Raw genomic sequence first — 20,459 nt, forward strand, 5'->3', positions numbered from 1 at the left:
CTTTCTCACCGAGCTACACGGACACTCGTCGTGGAGAAGACCGGACGAAAGCCGGCTCTTAGAGGGGAAGAAACGACAGATCGGTGAATCCGGCGGCGTAGAGTCCCGCGAGGACGACGGCGGCGACGATGCCGATTCGGACGGCCAGTTTGATAGCGATTTTGATCGCGACGACGGCGACCGCGAAGGCGGCGAGCGCGGCCAACACCAGCATGACCGGTGGTGCGGATGTCAGGGCATCGATCATACAATAGTACCTGTACTCCAAGAACGTAATCTTTCCGGGAATCCTGACTTCCTCGCGGCGACGACTGACTCACTCGAGTCACCGTTCAATCGAACGTTCGTTTCTGCAAAAGTGAAAAACGCTCCACGGGGACGGGACGGCGTCGGAAACGGTCACTTTCAGTCCGGTCTGAAAATCGTTAAGGGAGTCGGCGGCCTAGGTATTCGCAACAGCACAGGCGGCCGTCTCGGCGGTCCCGACACACACACAGAATCGACAGGTCACAGAAACATCTACACAAATTAATTTGTGCTACTACAATCAGCGTAGAAGAACAACACCACGTTTTATGAGGAATGCAGGAATACCGAACCTTCGTCACGAATGATGAGTGAACGGATCCGGACATACAGCAGAATCGACGTGCTGCAGCGTGGTACCGACGAGGTGGCTCGCGCATGAGCGATGCCGAACTCTCCGCGGAAGATCTCACGCTCCCGATCAAGCGCACCGAGGGCGAGACGCTCGAGGAGCGGATGACGGAGAACGCCTATCAGAACATTCTCCCGGCACGATATCTTCGCAAGAACGCCGATGGCGATCTCGTCGAGACGCAGGAGGATCTCTTCGAGCGCGTCGGCAAGAACATCGCCCTCGCAGAGGCGGTTTACGAGGCCGAAAAACGGGACCTCGAGATCACCGTCGAGCCCGATCAGTTGAAACGCCAGCACCCGCGCCGAGACGAACTCGCCGCGGAGGTCTTCGGTGACGGAACTACGGTCGAAGACGAGGTCGAAACGACGCTGACCGAGCGGAACGTCAACAAGTTCTCCTACGAGACGACCGTCCCCGAACTCCCCGGCGACGTACGGACCCACGTCGAGGACGTCGCCGAGACGTTCATCGACGGAATGGAATCGCTCTCGTTCATGCCCAACTCGCCGACCCTGATGAACGCCGGCGACGAACTCCAGCAGTTGTCAGCCTGTTTCGTCATGTCCCCCGACGACGACCTCTCGGACATCCACGAGACCGCCAAGAAGGCCGCGGAGGTCTTCCAGTCTGGCGGTGGTGTTGGCTATGGCTTCTGGAAACTCCGTCCCTACGGGGACGCGGTCGGCTCCACCGGCGGCATCGCGTCGGGGCCGATCACCTTCATGCGAACCTACGATCAGCTCTGTGAAACCATCGCCCAGGGCGGGACCCGCCGCGGTGCTCAGATGGGTATCATGCGCATCTCCCACCCCGACGTCATCGAGTTCATCCACGCGAAAAACAAGGACGTCTCGCTGGCCCACTGTCTCCGACTCAACGACCCCGACGACTACACCTACACCTCCTTCAGCGAAGCTCTCGAGGAAGCGCGCGACCTGATCGACGAGGATGGCCGCGTTCCCAAGCACCTGCGTAACGCCGTCGAAGGCCACCTCTCGAATTTCAACATCTCCGTCGGCGTCACCGACGGCTTCATGGAGGCCGTCCAGAACGGCGAGGAGTACACCTTCACCAACCCGCGGACAGAAGAGCCCCACATCGCTACTGCGGAAACCAAGGAGATGTACAGCCGCTACGATCTCGGCGAGCACGTCGACGTCGGCGAACCGCTCTCGATCCCCGCCGAACTCGTCTGGGAGCGCATCGTCGAGGGCGCCCACGAGAACGGCGAACCCGGCGTGATCTACCTCGAGCGAGTGAACAAGGAACACTCCTTCGACGTCGAGGAGCACGACGACCACCGCATTCTGGCGACTAATCCGTGTCTGACAGCGGGCATGGAGGTCCGATTGGCGGACGAAACTACCGTGCCGATCGGCGAACTGGCTGCCAGTAACGAATCGGTGAACGTGCGGACGCTCGACGGTGGAGAGGTTGTTACTTGCGAGGCACGCGCGTTCAAGACGAAAGTAAACGCCGATATTGTGCGCGTCACGACTGAATCCGGCCTCGCCATTCGCGTTACCCCGGACCACGAGATACGTGCTGAAAACGGTGAATGGGTCGAAGCCGTCGATCTTTCGCCCGGGGACGAAGTCGTTAGCCTCTCGAAGCCGCTCGCAACACCGCAAGGAACCGTACACGAGACGACTACGGCCACCATCGCGAGCGTCGAGGCAGACGGCAGCGAAGACGTGTACGACCTGACGGTCGACGATACACACAATTTCTTCGCCAGTGAATCCGGCGACGAGACAATAAACGTCCACAACTGCGGCGAGCAACCGTTGGAAGAGTACGAGGCCTGCAACCTCGGTCACATCAACCTCTCGACGCTCGCGGACCTTGAAGCGCCCGACTGGCGCGTCTGGTCCGGCGAACACGCTGCAGAGTACGACTCGAAAGAAGCGGCTGTCGAGGCGTTCCTCGAGGAGGCCATCGACTTCGAGGAGTTCGACGAGCGCATCGAGTACGGCACGCGCTTTTTGGAGAACGTCGTCACGATGTCGGACTTCCCCGTCCCGGAGATCGAACAGAAGGTCCGGGACATGCGTAAGATCGGCCTCGGTATCATGGGGCTGGCACAGCTGTACGTTCAACTCGGCATCAAGTACGGTAGCGACGAGGGGAACGAGGTCGCCCGCCAGCTGCTGACCCACATCAACCATGGCGCGAAGGCCGCGAGCCACGAACTCGCCACCGAACGCGGCTCGTTCGCCGACTGGGACGACTCGAAGTACGCGTCCCCGACCGAGTACCGTGAGTGGTTCGAGAACCAGACCGGCGAGGACGCCGACGACTGGGCCGACGGCTACTCGATCCGCAACCACAACGTCACGACCATCGCACCGACCGGGACGACCTCGATGGTCGGTAACACGACCGGCGGCTGTGAGCCCATCTACAACGTCGCCTACTACAAGAACGTCACCGACGACGTGCAGGGCGACGAGATGCTCGTGGAGTTCGACGACTACTTCCTGCGAACCCTCGTGGCCAACGACATCGACGTCGATGCAGTCAAGGAGGAAGCGCAGGAACAGATGGCGACCAACCAGTTCGACGGCGTCGAAGGTCTCTCGACCGTGCCAAACGCGATCGGCGAACTGTTCGTCATTACTAGCGACCTCACCGCGAAACAGCACGCGGCGGTGCAGTGTGCCTGTCAGAAGGGCGTCGACTCGGCAATCTCGAAGACCGTAAACGCGCCAAACGATTCCACGGTCGAGGACGCCACGGACGTCTTCGAGTGGGTATACGAGCAGGGTGGCAAGGGCGTCACCTACTACCGCGACGGTACCCGCTCGAAACAGGTCCTGACGACCCGCGCAGACAACGCAGACTTCGCCGACGAGACGGAGGCCGCTCAGGCGCTGGTCGAACAGATCGACGAGATCTTCGGCGGACTCGAACAGTTCATCGAGAGCGAGGACGTCCAGGACGTTCTCGAGGAGAATGTCGGGTCCCTGCTCGGCGACACCGAGCCCGATCGAATCGACTTCACTGAAAAACGCGAGCGGCCCGACGCGCTCCAGGGCGTCAGTCAGCGCATCGACACCGGCTACGGGAAAATCTACGTGACGATCAACGAAGACCCCGAAACGAAACAGCCGTTCGAACTGTTCGCCAACATCGGCCACTCGGGCGGGTTCACCAACTCCTTTACCGAGGCGCTCGCGAAGGTCATCTCGACGTCGCTGCGCTCGGGCGTCGATCCCGAGGAGATCGTCGACGAACTCTGTGGCACCCGGAGCCCGAAGGTCGCCTGGGACAAGGGCGAACAGATCCAATCCATCCCGGACGCCATCGGAACGGCGATGCGACGCTATCTCGAGGGCGAGATCGACAAGCCATACCCGAAACAGCAGACGCTCGAGGAATCCGCCGACGCAGACATCGGCGGGTTCGACGACCACGAGACCGACGGCGGGGCAGCCGCCGAAGCCGGTGCGTCTATAGACGCGACCGACGACACGACGCAGGATCTCATCGACGCCGGAGAATCGCCGGAGTGCCCGGACTGTGGCTCGATGTCGCTGTATTTCTCCGAAGGCTGCAAGACCTGCAATAACTGTGGCTGGAGTGAGTGCTAAGCGCTAACTGAATCCGAGTCGCGCTGTTTCCGTCTCGATTTTCCGCCGCTGTACTGGGGAGGATTTTCCGTCGTTGAACCGGGTGAAATACCCCGCTTCGCACTCAGTCGCTAAACCGGGAGAAACACCACACTTAGCACGTGCCAGGATGAACACGCTCGTATGATGGCCGACGGTCGTGACGGCTCCGGTGGCGGTACGGCGGAGGAGGGCTCGAGTAACCGATCGGCTGGCGGCCCGCGCTGTCCGCACTGTAGCGCTCCGATGTACAAACGCCACTGCAAGTACGTCTGTCCCCAACACGGGGTCATCATCGATTGCAGCGATCCGTTCCGATGAGAATGGGTGGGTTTCGACCCATTTCGGCGATTCAGCGTCCGACTCGAGGCGTGAATTGCCCGGAATCCCTACATTTCGAGGGGCTGTGGTCTCAGACAAGAACGCTATGTCTATGCAATCGACGATCCTCGTCGTCGACGACGGACGAGAACTCGCCACCATTTACGCGATGTGGGTCGGCGAAGACGAGGAGGTCGCGACCGCCTACGACGGCCGCAGGACGATCCCGATGGCCACGATCGTACCTGCGAGCGCGCGTCCGACCCAGCGTCACGGACATCGATCGGACCTCTCGCTCGAGCGTTGAATCCGTCGTGTCTGTACGCGACGAGAGTCCGCTGGCGTCCGCAAGTGTTCCGTCGCTCTGAAAATCAGTGTCGAGTGATGTGTTCGACGATCGGACATCGCGGACCGAGTTCGTCTGGTGACCCTGCCGCAGTCACCGACCCAAAGGAAAGGGCTTTTATAATCACGCTGGATACGATTGAGTGCAGACAGAGACCGCGAGCGTGGGTAGCCAAGCCAGGCCAACGGCGCAGCGTTGAGGGCGCTGTCCCGTAGGGGTCCGCCGGTTCGAATCCGGTCCCACGCATCGCACAGGTGGAATGCTCCACCGTTAATCGATGCAGGTGATCTCCCTTCGAGGACATCACCCACGCATAATTCCTTTCGAAACTACTCCTCCTCGAGCGCCAGCCACGCCGCTCCCTGATCCTATACTTACAGTCGATTCCAGCTATGCATGAGAATGAACGGTCAAAGCTGGTTCCTCGATACGAGCTGGAAGTTTCTACGCAGCTAAGAGTGCAAAATTGATGCATCAAAGGCCCCGGAACACGAGATCTTAACTACAACTACAAATTTATCGGTTTTCTATATAATCTGGTCAATGATGCCTGCCAGAAGGACACTGAGGGTGAGAAGCAGAATAAGGATAGCAGAGTATTATTCCATCAAGTCCACATAGAATCTATCTAGCACAATTCCTATAGATACCCCTACGAATAGGAAAAAGGCGAAAATCAAACTTCGACGGCTGTTAGTATTCAACATACTCAAACTGAATGTCCCCGAGATTATACCGTTCCTTTCGCTCAGAGAGATTATAGAAGTCTTCATCATTCGTAAATATAGTTGGTTTGGGATTATCGCAGTTCTGTGCTGTTTGGAGTATCGGGATATCTTTCGGCTGAATCTCGATGGCTTCTGCATATGCCTGCACTGCTGGGTGATTCCGAACGTCTTCGAGATCGACTTTCGCGACTTCTTCGTAAGAGGGCTCCTGAATGAGTGGATTTGACATCATCTCAGCGAACTTGTTCTGGAGATCGTCAACCCTGGATTGATTTTTAAAGTCTCTCTGAATCGCTTGACCTACTTCTTCGTAGATATATGGCGTGACTATTACACATCGTCTCTCATCGAAAATGGATTCGATACACGATACTGCATCGTCTGATCGGCGGGTTAGCCCATGAACCCAGACATTGCTGTCGAAAATGTCGACCTTAGAACTAAGAGAGAAACTCAATCGTCTATTCGTCTGGGTGATACGGAGTTAGCACAGAAGGATCTCGGTAGAGATCTGGAAGCATGAGATCAACATTCCAGTTTACCTCTTCTGCTAACGATTCAGTTGATTCCCACGCCTCAAAGGATGAGTTCGAACTTGAGGATGCGGCCCGAAGACGTTGGGCTGGTTCTTTGGACATTATCACTCACCCCTGGTTACCTAGACCGAGGACGTGTGTATGAATAAACGTTCTGGAAGTCCCAGGCCGATCGAGTACCCCTGTTGTCAGTGGGCTCACGTTCTGGCCCCATTCAGAGGTGTCCGCGTTCCGCGATGGTACTATCAGCTTCGACGTAATCCGGATCTGGTCTATTCGAATGGAATACGATCGCTTGGATTGAGCCGTTGGCATACTTGGGCATCTGGATCGACCTTTCACCGTCCCAGCGCTCATCGGCGAGTTGCTCTAGATCTTATAATTCATGGAGTTAGTCCTTGTGAGACTGGAGTACATCCTTGTAGTATTTGATTTCCTCGCGTGCATCGGCAAGATTTTTCTCAAGTTCGTTTACATGTTGCTTGAGAGCGTCGATATCTGGCTCAGATTCGGCGTCCGTGCGTGGATCGTCAACGAGTTCGAACAAGCGTGTTCCTTCGTGGACGACGTCGATATGGCCCGCAGCTTTGAGGACCTCCAAGCGATTATAGACTGTATTGCGGGAAAAGCCGGTTGAATCGACTAACATCCCCTTCGTTGCTCTGCCTTTCCGTAATTCGTTGAGGATTTGGACATCAGCATCCCGCAAATCGTCGGCATCCATCGGTTCGTATTTTTGTGCACAGTCCATGGGCATATATCCCAGTGAATGCACTTGTATGACCTTATTTGCCCACCATTTTTGAAATGGCAAATTGCACAATATTTAATACAGAACATCCAATACAGTAAGATAGAGACACAGGATGGCCGGGAAAACCGATTCTCGGCCGGGTGCTGGAACACCCGACCTGTGTCCTCATGCAAGGACAATGTCGACTACGACCCCATCCACAGAAGAAGTTTCGGATAGAGACGCACAGACCGACGATGTCGTCCTCGAGCGCCGCTCATGGAACTACGGCTACGTCAGTGAAGACACAGAAGGCCGACACCGCCACGTCGACCACAAATACGACCGCATCGTCATCACGACGTCCCGCGCCCATCGTGACGACTCCGGCGCCGTCCCAGTATTCTCACTCGAGGGGGTGATCCTGTACACCGAAGCCATCGAACTCGGACCGATGGATGAAGGTGACGAGGACCCCCGGCGCTGGATCCAGTTCATCGACCAGGAGTGTGGCGGCTGGGCCGACCGCCCTGTCTCCGCAGCCGATCAGGCACAGGACGTCCTCGAGGAGGTTCTCTGAGCATGTCGATCGGCAGAAATCGACACCAGAGCCGCCGCAGTGGACAACTCGAGCGCAAAGCTGCCCGCCAAACCCGCCACCTCGCAGAAGGGAAGGCGGTCGCCAGGCCAGAGCCCGACGACTCTACTCCCTCGGTTGACGACACCCCAACTACTGACTCGAACCCGGAGGTCGAAGCATGACGACCGGACCCGAGCATCCGATCCGCGTCCGTCTCGAGGAAGTCCTCGCGGACGTCTGGATTCTCGACGGGGACATAATCGAACCGCTGTCACTCGAGCCAGCGATTCAGAATCTCGAGGAGACGATCGAGGTATACAAGCGCATCGAAGCAGATGACTCCTACTCCACGGAGGACGACCGATGACGGACTCCTGTGTCTGGCTGGCGTCGGTCTGTGATAGCGACCTCGAGTCACCGAACAGCCAGCCACAGCAGACGCCGGCCGAGACCCACCGTCACTGTCTCCTCGAACAGCAGTTCGAGGGTGCACGGATCACGGCAGGCGAGACTGTGTCCTGTCGCGACTGTGGTGACCACCTCCACGAAGGACGTCCAATAAGCGTTCGAGCCTGCCGGTACTCGGACGAGCCTGCCTACACGATTGCGGCCATCTACTGTGCCGGCTGTGCTCCCACCGATCTGACGGAGACCGCGCACGGTCGAGACGATGGCCTCCTCGAGGGCGACCTCGGGCTCGCGATGGCCGGGCAGACGCACTGGACGATCCTCGTCGAGCCAACGATTGTGGCTACTTCCTGAGTACCACCACCTCGCATAGCCTCCCTGAACGGTGCTCCCTTCACGTACGGCCAGTCTCCAGTGGCCACGTCGCCAGCAGTCGCCCCACTCTCGAGACGGGCACAGTCCCCGTCGCGATAGCGGTAGTGCCGTGACTTCTGGTTGGCCTCCGAGCTCCGTTCTGACGAACGATCTCCGACTTCCTCCACTTTCCCGATGACACCCAACAATCCCGACAGCGACGCATCGATTCTCGACCGACTCGAGCAACTCGAAGCACGAATCGACGATCTCGAGAGCGAAAACAACGCTCTTCAAGAGACCGTCGCCGAGCAGAGCGATCAGATCGAAACACAACAAGAGCAGATCGATACCCTCCAGGAAGAGAACACGCGCCTCGAAGCAGTCGCGCAGGCAGCCCTGAAGAAAGCCGGCGCAAACAAAGACCGCATCGCCGAGCTCCAGACCAGAGAACTCGAGAAAGGGGCGCATCTCCTCGCCGATCACGTCGACCCAGACTCGCTTGCGGACGGAGTCGAACGTCTCGAACGGTTCACCAAAGAGGACGACACGTACATGCGGATTCCCGACTCCGAGGACCCACTCGACCGTGGTGGATCGGTCACGCTGTCCCACGGCGATCTCCTACCGATCCAGCAGCTCGCACAGATGGACGACGATATGCTCCGGTCGTCGACGAACTCGTTACCGTCTCGACTCGCGGTAAAACTCTGGCGGGCTCGGAGTGATCCGAGTGTCGGTGACAATCCGTGGCAGGAGGGGTGCAAGGGCGTCCGTGAGTACGTGAAGGCCAGCGATATGAAGCACTGGATTCGCCGGCAGGAAAAGGGCGTCAGCGACGCCTACGCGAAGAAACTCGTCTCGAGGACGATCGACGCTTTGCTCGAACTCTCGAAGAATCGTTTGGCCATTCGGAAGCAGACCGAACGGAAGAACGGATTGCCATACACAGAGCGACGAGTACTGCTGAAGACGGATGTCTCGATACCTGGCGAGACCGCAAAAGCGACTGGTTCACTGGAGCCGTCTGGTGTCCACGGATAGAACTGGCCACAGGGAAAGACCACCGCCCCACCGGGCTCATTCAGGTTTCCAGGACGAGTAATACGCTGCGATCGCGTTTGTCTGCGGGGTCTCGTTACGTGGTGGTCTCTCGTTCGATCGGTCGACGGCGGGTAGTGCTCGAGACGCGCTCCGGGTATTTCCCGAGGACATCAGCTGTCTCTTGAGTAGCACAGACTGTTCCAGCCTCGTACCAATCACTCACAGAGGCGATCTTTGGTCCACTCTATCAGACAATATCGTAGTGGAGTCGCATCGCGAGTCCGCGAATGACCACATCTTGTAATATCTCTCAGCCGTCGTTCGGAAATCCACTTTGAGGCGTACTCGATTCAACGAACATGTGCAAGCTGTGTGCATCAGCCGAAATCGTTTTCCTCCCGTGTGCAAAATATGCACATGAAATGAGTTCGAGCGATGATCCGCGACGGGTCCATTTCCAATCCCCGGAATACCTCGTCGAGCGGCTTGATGCTATCGCCGACCTCTTCGATACAGACCGGACAGATTTGCTTGTAAACGCTATTCGCGAGTACATCGAGGAGACAGCTGAGAGTCAGTCGTTCCAAGAATTGGTCGCAACGAAGTACTACGACAATCAGCTCGACTTCGAGACAGTCAAACAGTTGGTTGGGGCCGAAACCGCACAACGTCTTCGCCTCCTCAAATCGGATCTCGAGGATGAACCGTTTGATCTCGCTGCTCCTGACGATATCGATATTTACGATGGGGATAACAATACGATCGATACGGAGTCCCCGTCCACCGATATTGATGAGCGATGAGCGGCCAGTCCACGTTGCGAACGGTGGTTGCTGATACGAGCGCACTCGTGAGCCTCGGTGTTCCACGTGCTGACGCCGGATTCGACACCGCCACCAACCCGGATCCACTCCAGTATCTTCTTACGTCATGTACTGTCTCCGTGCCACCCGAAGTCGTCTCGGAACTCCACGATATCGCCCAATATCACGATATTCACGGTGCAGCGGCCACTACCGTTCTCGCCGCACAAAACCACTACAGCGTCAAGGACCCATACCAGCAGACAGAAACACCTGATTCACGCCCGGCGATCGGGTTGGACGACGGCGAAACGGACGGGATCCTCCTCGCAAACGCCGTCGATGCCGATGGCTTTCTCACTGACGAGTTCGGCGGTAATAACTTCGCACTCGTTCATGCAGCTCTTACTGGGCCTCGAATCGTCCCAACCCCGCGACTCATCTGTGACTACGCTCGTGATGGCCATATGTCTCCTGAGGAGGCGCAGAATCTCGTCACCGCGATCAGTCCGCATCGAAGTTGGGACAACAGCCCCTATGTCACCCAGTTGTTGGAACTTCTAGAGTGACCTGTTGATCTCTCGTTCGATCGGTCGACATCGGCCCTTGCTCGAGACGGGATTTGAAGTGTTCCACGAGAACACCATTTTACTCTCGAGGAACGCTGTAGATGTGATGCCATGGGACACAAATAGTCACGCCGGTGCAACGTCTGGGGAGTGGTAGCCGATCGGAAGATCGATATCAATCTCGTCATACTGGACGATTAGGACGTTTCGCGCGACCATCCTGTTCGACGAGGCCGTAGTCCGCGAGTTCGGTGATGTTGTCGGTAACTTCTGGCGGATGACGAGCGACAGCCTCCGAATCGGGTTCATGGAATGCTGACACGTTAATTACGGGCAAAGAGCGCGAATCCGGGCTGGAGAGTAATCACTTTCCCCCTGCGCTCGAACGAACACACATGGAATACGTCCCTCGAGAGCGCGTGCGGCTTCTCACCGGCGTGTTGAGCGTAGTGTCGCTGGCGGTTGTTTTCGCGGCTGCAGGTGGGCGGATTCCGTCCTCGAGCGTGCCCGCGTCCCCGGAGTGGGTCCTCGAGACGATTCCGCTGGTCAATGCCGTGCTCAGTGCGGCCGCAATCGGGACGATCACAGTGGGCTGGCGGGCGATCCGACGCGGCGACGTCGAACGCCACCGGATCGCCATGGTCACCTCGTTCGGCCTGTTCGTGAGCTTTCTCGCGCTCTATCTCTACCGGCTGACGGCGACCGGTGGACCGCAGCCGTTCCCCGGCCCCGAAGCGGTCTATCAGTTCGTTTACCTCCCACTGCTGGCGATCCACATCCTACTCGCGATCGTTTGCATCCCGTTGCTCTACTACGTGCTCCTGCTCGCGCTATCGCGTCCGATCGCCGATTTGCGCCGGACGAGCCACGCCCGCGTCGGTCGAATCGCGGCGACGCTGTGGCTGATTTCATTTTCACTCGGAATCGTCGTCTTCGTGGTACTACACGTCGTCTACTGAATTCGTCGGCTACCAATTTCATACGGACTGCTGTAAATCATTGCCGGTGCAACCGCGACCGTCCTGCGGGTGCACCGGTACATCGGTACAGCAGACCGTATCAGTCCAGAATGTCGCCGATTCGTCTGGGCTCGCCCTGCAGGTTCGGCTGTTCGGCGACGATTTTCAACACCTCGTGATCGGTCACGTCGTAGTAGGTCTTCTCGGTCGCTTCCTCGACGAGGTCCCGTTCGAGACGGAATTCGGTGCCTTCGTAGACGACGTCGACGCCGTCGTCGTCGAACGCGAGCGTGGTCATGAGCGGACGTATGCAGCGAGTGTGTAAAAGGGAGGCGGCTTCCGGCGTCGGTCGAGGCACCTCGAGCAGTGTAACTCTGGCAGACGGGCGTCAGACGAATGGCAGACGACGCGGGGGGTTTATTAGTCGGTGCTCCCTTTTGATGTGAGTGTGGCCTTCAGCAGGGACCCGCTCGATAAACTCGTCGTTCCCGACGGGACGGAAGCGCAGGAACGCGACCTCGTGACCGACGGGGACGTCCTCGTAGGCGGTCGGGCGACCGTCGAATTCGGCGTCCGCGGACGAAACGTTCTGGCTGGCGAATCGGCCGAATTCGGCGGTGCCATCGAGGCCGGTGGCGATTGTCGACTCGACATGTGGTGTGACGTCGCCGAGAACGTCCTCATCGGTCAGGACGCCTACATCGGCGAGCGCGTCCACATCGGCGGCGAGTTGAAAGTCGCCGGCGACCTCGACATCGGCGACGACGTCGAGATCGAAGAGGGATTCGAGGCCAACGGCTGGATCGTCATCCGGAACCCAATGCCGACGATCGTCTTCCTGTTCGTCTACCTCAAACACCTCCTTTTGATCGGCGAAGAGGATGCCGCCGAGCGGCTTATCTCCAATCTCGTCGACGAAGAGGACGACGAACCCGATGCAGACCCCCTCGTCATCCCTCGAAATGCGACCGTCGGCGACGACGCCTGGCGCGTCTCGACACCCGCGACGATCGGGTCGGAGTGCCGGCTCCACGGCAACGTCCGCGCCGAGACGATCGAGGTCGGTCCGAAAAGCAACGTCTTCGGCAGTCTTCGCGCTCGAGGCGACGTCACCGTCGGCGAGGAAACTCGGATTCACGGTGACCTGACGACGCGAGACGGCGACGTCGCTATCGAGCGCGGCGCTCGCGTCCTGGGCGACGTCTCCTGTGACGACCTCGATCTCGGCCCCGACGCCGAAATCGACGGCACGATCCGGGCCGACGGCGAGATCACGATGGGCACGACCGACCGGGAAATCGAGTAGATCGATCCGCTCCGATCGCCGGCGACCGCGGCCTCGGTACGTGTTGCGGCCGGGATCACCGCTCGACTCGAGTCGATAGCCGGCAGCGGTCGCACGAGCAGAGTGTGATTTCGGGCCAGGAACATATCTTCGGAGTCGATCCGGCCGGTTGGGACCTGCCTACGACGTCTGTCACGTTTGATGTGGTGAAATCGGCCTCGTTGAAATCCTCCGGCGGTGTTAGGTTTCGACAGACGTGCTGAACGAGAGCACGAATGCAGCAGAAACAATATTCCAGCAAGGGATGAGTCAGTCAGTATCGGATCGACACGTACCATGACCACCTCCGATGGGAAGCGTGAACGAGAACATCGCTCCTTCGCCAGGTTCGGAGTCGACCCAGATCTCGCCGCCGTGGCGTTCGACAATCCGTTTGCAGAGCGCGAGTCCGAGGCCCGTCCCATCGTACTCTTCGCGGCTATGCAGCCGATTAAAGACCGTAAATATTTGGTCCTGATCCTCAGGATTGATTCCGATCCCTTCATCGCGAACCGAGACCACCCATTCCTCACCCCGGTCGTCGGCATCGACGTGGATACGTGGCGGTTCGTCACCGCTATACGTGATCGCGTTCGAGAGCAAATTCTGAAATACCTGCCGTAATTGATTGATGTCGCCTTTCACACAAGGAAATTCCGCCGTCGTGATTTCGGCATCGCTTTCTTCGATCTGTATCTGCAGATCATCGAGAACGTCCCCGAGGACGACGTTCATGTCTATCGGTTCGAAGGGATCACCGCGCGTCTCGACACGGGAATACTTGAGGAGCCCATCGATCATCTCGCGCATCCGGTCGGCGCCGTTAATGGCGAACTCGAGGAACTCTTCGCCGTCTTCGTCGAGTTCGTCACCGTATCGGCGGTCGATGAGTTGCAGGTAACTCGAGACCATTCGGAGCGGTTCCTGCAGATCGTGGGAGGCGGCGTACGCGAACTGCTCGAGGCGGTCGTTCGATTCCTCGAGCTTGCGCTGATACGCCCGCCGTTCGGTGATATCGGAGATGGTGACGACGCCGCGGATCGCGTCGCCGCTGGCGTCCTGTACCGGCATTCCCTTCGCCTGGATGAGCCGCCGCTTTCCGTCCGTAGTCTCGATCTCGAAGATATCGGGGTCAGTCATCTCCGCGCCCTCAAGCACCTGGGTCATCGTCCATTCATCGGGCTCGACGGCATCGCCCGACTCGTCCCACACTGCCGGATACTGCTCGTACTTCTCGATAGACTCGGCGTCGAACACGTCTCCGCCCCAAATCTGCTTCGCCATCTCGTTGGCCTCGACGGCCCGTCCACTCCTGTCAGCGACCACGACCCCGACGGGAAGGATTTCGAACAGCGTCTCCAGTTGTTCAGAGGCTCGCTCGAGTTGTAACTCGGCTCGTTTTCGCTCGGTGATGTCAGTGAGCGCGCCGGGGAACGTGACTGGGTTGCCGTCCTCGTCGCTTTCTACGTGACCGCGGGAGACGACCCACCGAAGTTCGTCGTTGGCATTCCACACGCGGTACTCCGCCTCGTATTCTCCACGCGTTTCGACGGTCTCCTCGATCTCGGCCACGACACGATCGCGGTCGTCCTCGTGGACAGCCTCGAGGAACTGATCGAGGGAGACGCCGTCGCGGGCCGCCTCAGGATTCACCCCAAACGTCCTCGCAAACGACGGACCCACGATCATCTTGTCGTTCTGGATATGCCACTCCCACGTGCCCACCGCGCCTGCCTCCGTTGCCGCCTCCAACTGGGACTGGGTATCCTCGAGTTCGCGTTCGTGCTCCTTGCGCTTCGTGACGTCCATCGCTTCGCCGACGATACGGAAGGTGTTCCCGTCGTCGTCGATGATCGGAATCACGCGATCGTTGATCCATCGCACCTCGCCATCCGGTTGAACGATCCGATAGTCTAGTACATACGGTTCGTCGACCTGTTTGTCGAGTTCCTTGCGCATCATCTCCCGGTCGTCCGGATGGACGGCTTCGAGCAATGTTTCTGGGTTTTCGTACAGACGCTCACGATCCTGGCCGTAGACCTCTTCGAAAGCCGAGTTCACGTAGAGGGTTTCCCGCATGTTGGCAGTTGTCATCCAGACGACTTGATCGAGGTGCTCGACGAGTTGGCGGAACGTCACCTCGCTCCTGTGGCGGCTCTGCTCTGTCTCCCGATCCCCGGCAATGTCCTCGACGCACGTCCGCTCAGTAATGTCTCGGACGATGCCGACGGTTCCATGAAACCCGTCGTCGCGAAGGAGGTGCAACCTGAGTTTACAAGGGCGCCTGTTGCCGTCGGCAGTATGTACGATCGATTTGATCGTTTCATTCCGCCGGTCACCCGTCGTACGTTGCTCGGCGATTTCTTGCTCGATCTGCTGACAATCGTTCTCGTCGAATATGAAGGAGACGTACTCCCCTAACAGTGTCTCGCGCTTATAGCCTGCCATCTCAACGATAGTATCGTTGAGCGCGACGAACCGTCCGTCGGGACCGATCTGGAAAATACCGTCATCGATTCCATTCACGAGCGTCTGATACCGCTGGAGGGCTGTGGCTTCGTTCGTGCCATCCCAAATACCCTCTTTCGCGTCCTCTGCTCGTTCACCCATATAACTGCTATCACCCGGAGGTCGAAAAGTCTCTTGTCCACTGATTGAGACCAGATGGGGCTAGACGTCCTGTGGTTTTGTATATAAGCTGGAACAATTAAGTTCGGTAATCAACGATTGTCAATTACATCTATCGTACTGAACTCGATATCTGTATCCAGCGGACCGCTTCCCTCATATTTCCACACATTCACATTCCTCGTGTAAAATAGTGTGGCCTCGTTCCATGGTATGAACGACGCATTTGATGCGAATTCACGGAACTACTTCCGCCAGACGCGTGACCGTAGCGAACGCGCCAGGTTTCTGTTGTACGACGACATTCACCGACTCGCTCGTTACTGCGTGCCGCGAGAAGCGACGCACGAAGACATCGCCGAATCGCTTGACCTGTCCACTGGTACCGTCGGCGAGCACTTCCGGAAGATCAAAGCGAACGTGACGGTGGCGATCGGTCCGTGAGCCGCGCTGCGCTACGTGTCGCATCGGCAGCCCTCGCCCGGCGAACTCGGGCGAACTCGCGCGCGAAACCGAGTCTCGGGCTATCGGACTTCCGCTTTCGATTTGACCAGTTTGGGCCTCGAGTGCCTAAAATATCCGAATTAGCGTCGATTTTCGGTGAATATTTCGATACCTGCCGCTGCGTTCGGCTCCCCTGATGGCGATTCTAACCCGTATTCTTAATAGCGATAATTGCGATAGGGAGACACAGACATGTTAATATCAACCATTATTCCACGACGGAGGGGTCCATGCGATCGATCGTTCTGACGAAAGGCGTCCCCGACTTCTCGGAGGGTGCCGTCTCGTTCGACGAAGACGGCCACCTGGAGCGGGGGAAGACGCCGACGGTCATGAACCCGAACGACGCGTTCGCACTGGAGGCCGCGCTTCAGACGAAAGTTCGCCACGGCGGCCACGTCTCCGGGGTGAGCATGGGTCCGCCGGGATACGCCGACGTTCTACAGGGTGCGATGGAGTCGGTTTACACTGACGACAGCTATCTGCTCTCGGACCGCGAGCTGGCCGCCTCGGACACGTGGGCGACGGCGATCACGCTGAGTGCCGGCCTCGAGAAGTATCAGGAGGAAGTGGCCGACATCGACATCGTGTTCGCGGGATTCAAGACGGCCGACGGAGAGACCGGTCAGACCGGCCCGCAAACGTGCTGGGCGATGGAGTGGCCGATCGTCACTCACGTCATCGCACTCGACATCGATCCCGACGAGCGGATGCTGCGCGCAAAGCGCCTCGTCGAGGGTGACATCGACGAAATCGAGACGGTCGAGGCGCCCCTGCCCTGTTTCGTCGTTACCGATCCCGAGTTCGAGCCGACGTACCGGAAGGCTTCCCACCGGTTGACGCACAAGCGGCTCCGGGCAGAAACGGAAGCGCGGGCCGCAGCGCACGACGACCACCTGACGACGTGGGACCACGTCGATCTAAATCTCGATCCCGACTACATTGGACTCGACGGCTCGCCCACGATCGTCTCGTCGGTCGACCCGATCCCCAAAGCGCCCTCAGAGCGGGAGGCGACGATGATCGATCCCAACGACATGGGAGACGTACTCGAGGAAATGTATCCGTATAGCGCGGAGGCAGGTGATTGAAATGACGACAGTAGACCCGGACAACCACACCGTCGACGAACTGACCGACGAACTCGAGACGATTGACGACGCGGACGAACTCCAGGCGATCCTCGAAGCCGAACGGACCGGCCAGGATCGGACGACGGCCCGCGAAGCGATCCACAACCGACTCGAAGAGATAGGCGCTACTCTCGAGGGGGTCGAGGAGGGAACGGAGACAGAAGGCGAGTACGAGGAGACGGCCGAAGACGTGGGTGACGATGCCGATGCCGACGCCGAAGCCGAGGACGAGGGCGAGGCGGCAGACGAACCCGACGCTGACGAGGGCGGGGAAGACGAACCGGCGGAAGACGACGGACTCACGCACCCGACTCGCGACAAGAAGCACGTCAGGGCGCTCGCAGACGGCGAGTACGAAGACATGTGGGTCTTCTGTGAGACCCAGGCAGGCGAGTTGCTCGAGGTGTCGCGAGAGATGCTGGGCAAAGCCCGCGAGCTGATGGACCAGTTCGAAGCGGATTACGACGACGACGAGAACGTCGTCGCATTCCTGATGGGCGACGACTGCGAGGGACTCGCCGAGGAGTGTATCGCTCATGGAGCGGACGTGGCGGTCTACCACAACGACGACAGGCTGGAACGGTTCCTGCACAAACCGTACACAGAAATTTCGGCGCACATGGCACGCGGCGAGGGATCGATCGAGAGTACCGACTGGCGCGACTACGACAAGCCGCGCTACGTCCTGTTCCCTGCGACGAACAACGGGCGTGACCTCTCGGCGAAGGTCCAGGCCGAACTGGATTCCGGGCTGGCCTCGGACTGTTCGGACCTCTTCATTCAGGAGAACAAGGTCTCGAACCCGGTCAAGACCGGCGAACCGGGCGTCAAGAAGACCTTCGAAAAGGTCCTCCACATGAAGCGACCCGACTTCTCCGGGTTCGAGTACTCGACGATCCTGTGTCTCGACAACCCGGGACGAGAGTTCCACCCGCAGGGCTGTTCGGTCATCCCGGGGAGTTTCGAGCCCATGGAACCCGACTCCGATCGAGAGGGACTCGTCGTCGAACACGATATGGAACTCGAAGAGGAGTGGTTCCGCGTCGAGATTACCGACTCCGATCGACTCGAGGCTGGGATCGACCTCACCGATCACGACGTAATCGTCTGTCTGGGCCGGGGGATCGCCGACGATCCGACTCTCGGGATGGAACTCGGTCTCGATCTGGTGGATGCGTTCGAGGACGCCGAACTCGGCATCACGCGCGGAATCGTCACCTCCTCGTACCAGTTCGAAGGCCACGTCGAGCAGTACTCGAAAGAAGAGCGCCAGATCGGCGAGACAGGCCAGGTCGTCGCGCCAGATCTCTACATCGCGGCAGGGGTCTCCGGCGCGGTCCAGCACAAAGTCGGCATGGACGAATCCGACACCATCGTTGCAATCAACACCGACACCGACGCCCGCATCCATGACTTCAGCGACTACTTCATCGAGGGCGACCTCTTCGAGGTGTTACCGCGGCTCACCGAGGCCGTCGAATCGGGTGAGACGACGCTCGAGCCCGAAGCTGTCGCCGACGGGGGTGACGAGTGATGGGGGCCGAAACCGACGACTACGAACACTACGAGGCGGTCGTGGTGGGCTGTGGCCCCGGCGGGGCCGCGGCGGCCGCGCGGCTTGCCGACCACGGCGTCGAGACGCTCGTCCTGGAGCGAGGGACGGAAGCGGGCTCGAAGAACGTCTCGGGCGGGTTGATCTACGCCGAAGACTCCGCGCCCTATACGATCGACGACCTCTTCGACGGCTTCCGCGAGGAGGCGTCCGAACGGCCGGTCACGGACTACTACATCCATAACGTGGCCGGGAACTCGGTCAAGACCTACGATCTCGTCGATCTCCACGAACACGACACTGACTGGTGTGACGCTGTCCTCCGCCGGGAGATGGATTCCTGGCTCGAGCAGCGGGTCCACGAGAAGACGAGCGAGACGGGCGGTGGCGTGCTGACGAACGTTCGGGTGAACGGTCTTCTGAGGGAAAACGGCGAGATCGTCGGCGTCACCTGTGACGAACTCGACCCGATCAAAGCGGACCTGATCGTCGGGGCCGACGGCGTTAACTCGGAACTCGCCCGCGATGCCGGGCTGATGGACTGGGAGGACCCCGACGAGTGGTTCCAGGGCGTCAAGGCGGTCGTCGACATGGAACCGGACGCGATCGACGACCGGTTCGACATCGGTCCCGACGAAGGAGCTGCACACCTGTTCTCCGGCGACCTCTTCGAGGACGTCCGCGGCGGCGGTTTCCTCTACACGAACGAGGACTCGCTGTCGATCGGGACCGTCTTCCACCTCGACAGCCTCGTCGAACAGGAGGCGAACCCGCACGACCTGCTCGACGCCTTGCTGACGCATCCACTGCTCGCCGGCTGGTTCCGCAACGACTATCACGAGCTCGAGTACGCCGCAAAGCTCGTCCCCGACTCGAAGAAGGTCGCCCACCGCGAGCCCTATCGGGATCGGCTCGTTCTCGTCGGCGATGCCGCCGGGCAGATGCAGGCACAGGGGCCGATCATCAAGGGGATGAATCACGCCGTCACCGCTGGCGCGCTCGCGGCGGACGCCTTCTCCATCACTCGCGGGAACAACGATGCGGAGGCCGCCGGCCGGCGGTACGCCCGGATGCTCGAGGATTCCGGCACGATGGACAAGCTTCGGCCCCGCCGGTACGAACTCAGCCGGACCGTCGGCGAAAACGACACCGTTACCGCAGCCGTCGAACGGGTGCTCGACTCGCCGGTCGGCTCGGTCGCGGTCGGCAATCCGATCGCGAATCGCCTGCTCGAGCGCGCCTACAACTCGCCGTTCCTGGTGTCGATGCTGCCCGACACCAAGACCGGCTACGTTTCCCTGCCGACGGTGATCGGCGAGCAACACGGGCGAACGATCCAGTGGGAAAACGAGATCGAGCCGCCGAGCCTCGAGCAGCGGATCGGCGACCTCACCTACGATACCGACGTGGGCAATCCGCACATCGAACTCAGAGACGAGTCCTACGCGGCCAGCGGCGCGGCCGTCGCCGCCTGTCCCGTCAGCGCGGAGGACTTCGGCGGTGGCTGCTACCGTTCGGAGACGGTGAAGACCAACGGTTCAGAGGAGACGCTGGTCAGTCTCGACACCCAGCCGTGCGTCGAATGTGGCACCTGCGCGATCGTCGCCGACACCAACTGGAAACACCCCCGAGGCGGCAAGGGCGTGGAGTTCCGCGAGGGATAAC

Annotated in this window: 21 protein-coding genes and 1 tRNA gene; 17 read left to right on the forward strand and 5 right to left on the reverse strand. The window is 59.4% G+C overall.

Annotation, left to right across the window (positions count from 1 at the left end):
- Positions 1-58 precede the first annotated feature (58 nt).
- Positions 59-247: a DUF8029 family protein gene (locus tag NJU76_RS02940; RefSeq protein ID WP_254531309.1), complete on the reverse strand. Its 189-nt coding sequence runs from the start codon at positions 245-247 to the stop codon at positions 59-61.
- 437 nt (positions 248-684) lie between these two features.
- On the opposite strand from NJU76_RS02940, the gene NJU76_RS02945 reads away from it, so the two are divergent.
- The 4 genes from NJU76_RS02945 (at position 685) to NJU76_RS02960 (ending at position 5,185) form a co-directional block, all read left to right on the forward strand.
- Positions 685-4,254, forward strand: a complete 3,570-nt coding sequence (locus NJU76_RS02945; protein ID WP_254531310.1) for a TSCPD domain-containing protein — start codon at positions 685-687, stop codon at positions 4,252-4,254.
- Positions 4,255-4,416: 162 nt separating this feature from the next.
- Positions 4,417-4,593 (forward strand): HVO_2523 family zinc finger protein, encoded by a 177-nt coding sequence (locus NJU76_RS02950; RefSeq protein ID WP_254531311.1) that lies wholly within the window; start codon positions 4,417-4,419, stop codon positions 4,591-4,593.
- A 112-nt stretch (positions 4,594-4,705) separates the two neighbouring features.
- Positions 4,706-4,900 (forward strand): hypothetical protein, encoded by a 195-nt coding sequence (locus NJU76_RS02955; protein WP_254531312.1) that lies wholly within the window; start codon positions 4,706-4,708, stop codon positions 4,898-4,900.
- 200 nt (positions 4,901-5,100) lie between these two features.
- Positions 5,101-5,185: transfer RNA gene (locus NJU76_RS02960), tRNA-Leu, on the forward strand.
- A 447-nt stretch (positions 5,186-5,632) separates the two neighbouring features.
- Here the strand turns inward: NJU76_RS02960 and NJU76_RS02965 are convergent.
- Both NJU76_RS02965 and NJU76_RS02970 read right to left on the reverse strand, forming a co-directional pair.
- The gene (locus tag NJU76_RS02965) at positions 5,633-6,124 is read right to left on the reverse strand and encodes a PIN domain-containing protein (RefSeq protein WP_254531313.1); all 492 of its coding nucleotides are present in this window, start codon (positions 6,122-6,124) and stop codon (positions 5,633-5,635) included.
- A gap of 470 nt (positions 6,125-6,594) precedes the next feature.
- Positions 6,595-6,954, reverse strand: coding sequence for a helix-turn-helix transcriptional regulator (locus NJU76_RS02970; protein WP_254531314.1), 360 nt, complete (start codon positions 6,952-6,954; stop codon positions 6,595-6,597).
- Between the two features lie 181 nt (positions 6,955-7,135).
- Between NJU76_RS02970 and NJU76_RS02975 the strand changes: the two genes are divergently transcribed.
- From NJU76_RS02975 to NJU76_RS03010, 8 genes are all read left to right on the forward strand, one after another.
- Positions 7,136-7,516: a hypothetical protein gene (locus NJU76_RS02975; protein ID WP_254531315.1), complete on the forward strand. Its 381-nt coding sequence runs from the start codon at positions 7,136-7,138 to the stop codon at positions 7,514-7,516.
- Positions 7,517-7,518: 2 nt separating this feature from the next.
- Entirely contained in the window at positions 7,519-7,698 is a 180-nt protein-coding gene (locus tag NJU76_RS02980; protein WP_254531316.1) for a hypothetical protein, read from the forward strand.
- A complete protein-coding gene (locus NJU76_RS02985; RefSeq protein ID WP_254531317.1) occupies positions 7,695-7,883 on the forward strand; it encodes a hypothetical protein in 189 nt (62 codons plus the stop codon). Before NJU76_RS02980 ends, NJU76_RS02985 begins: the two co-directional genes overlap by 4 nt.
- Entirely contained in the window at positions 7,880-8,278 is a 399-nt protein-coding gene (locus tag NJU76_RS02990) for a DUF8112 family protein (RefSeq protein WP_254531318.1), read from the forward strand. The genes NJU76_RS02985 and NJU76_RS02990 overlap by 4 nt, the downstream gene beginning before the upstream one ends.
- Positions 8,279-8,473: 195 nt before the next feature.
- Entirely contained in the window at positions 8,474-9,322 is an 849-nt protein-coding gene (locus NJU76_RS02995; RefSeq protein WP_254531319.1) for a DUF8008 family protein, read from the forward strand.
- A 422-nt stretch (positions 9,323-9,744) separates the two neighbouring features.
- Positions 9,745-10,125, forward strand: coding sequence for a hypothetical protein (locus NJU76_RS03000; protein ID WP_254531320.1), 381 nt, complete (start codon positions 9,745-9,747; stop codon positions 10,123-10,125).
- A complete protein-coding gene (locus tag NJU76_RS03005; RefSeq protein ID WP_254531321.1) occupies positions 10,122-10,694 on the forward strand; it encodes a hypothetical protein in 573 nt (190 codons plus the stop codon). The genes NJU76_RS03000 and NJU76_RS03005 overlap by 4 nt, the downstream gene beginning before the upstream one ends.
- 395 nt (positions 10,695-11,089) lie before the next feature.
- Positions 11,090-11,653, forward strand: a complete 564-nt coding sequence (locus NJU76_RS03010; RefSeq protein ID WP_254531322.1) for a DUF420 domain-containing protein — start codon at positions 11,090-11,092, stop codon at positions 11,651-11,653.
- 100 nt (positions 11,654-11,753) lie between these two features.
- Here the strand turns inward: NJU76_RS03010 and NJU76_RS03015 are convergent, their stop codons facing one another.
- Complete coding sequence (locus NJU76_RS03015) at positions 11,754-11,951, reverse strand: DUF5800 family protein (RefSeq protein ID WP_254531323.1); 198 nt, start codon at positions 11,949-11,951, stop codon at positions 11,754-11,756.
- A 150-nt stretch (positions 11,952-12,101) separates the two neighbouring features.
- On the opposite strand from NJU76_RS03015, the gene NJU76_RS03020 reads away from it, so the two are divergent.
- The gene (locus tag NJU76_RS03020; RefSeq protein WP_254531324.1) at positions 12,102-12,959 is read left to right on the forward strand and encodes an acyltransferase; all 858 of its coding nucleotides are present in this window, start codon (positions 12,102-12,104) and stop codon (positions 12,957-12,959) included.
- A gap of 288 nt (positions 12,960-13,247) precedes the next feature.
- Here the strand turns inward: NJU76_RS03020 and NJU76_RS03025 are convergent, their stop codons facing one another.
- Entirely contained in the window at positions 13,248-15,587 is a 2,340-nt protein-coding gene (locus tag NJU76_RS03025; protein WP_254531325.1) for a PAS domain-containing sensor histidine kinase, read from the reverse strand.
- 231 nt (positions 15,588-15,818) lie between these two features.
- On the opposite strand from NJU76_RS03025, the gene NJU76_RS03030 reads away from it, so the two are divergent.
- The 4 genes from NJU76_RS03030 (at position 15,819) to NJU76_RS03045 (ending at position 20,458) form a co-directional block, all read left to right on the forward strand.
- A complete protein-coding gene (locus NJU76_RS03030; protein WP_254531326.1) occupies positions 15,819-16,049 on the forward strand; it encodes a helix-turn-helix domain-containing protein in 231 nt (76 codons plus the stop codon).
- 290 nt (positions 16,050-16,339) lie between these two features.
- The gene (locus tag NJU76_RS03035) at positions 16,340-17,200 is read left to right on the forward strand and encodes an electron transfer flavoprotein subunit beta/FixA family protein (RefSeq protein WP_254531327.1); all 861 of its coding nucleotides are present in this window, start codon (positions 16,340-16,342) and stop codon (positions 17,198-17,200) included.
- 1 nt (position 17,201) lies between these two features.
- On the forward strand, positions 17,202-18,776 hold the full coding sequence (locus NJU76_RS03040; RefSeq protein WP_254531328.1) for an electron transfer flavoprotein subunit alpha/FixB family protein: 1,575 nt from the start codon (positions 17,202-17,204) through the stop codon (positions 18,774-18,776).
- Positions 18,776-20,458 carry an FAD-dependent monooxygenase gene (locus NJU76_RS03045; protein ID WP_254531329.1) on the forward strand — a complete coding sequence of 561 codons (1,683 nt, stop codon included), beginning with the start codon at positions 18,776-18,778 and terminating at the stop codon, positions 20,456-20,458. Before NJU76_RS03040 ends, NJU76_RS03045 begins: the two co-directional genes overlap by 1 nt.
- Position 20,459 lies beyond the last annotated feature (1 nt).

It is taken from the genome of Natrinema gelatinilyticum (genome assembly GCF_024266705.1).
GTDB classification, from domain to species: Archaea; Halobacteriota; Halobacteria; order Halobacteriales; family Natrialbaceae; genus Natrinema; species Natrinema gelatinilyticum.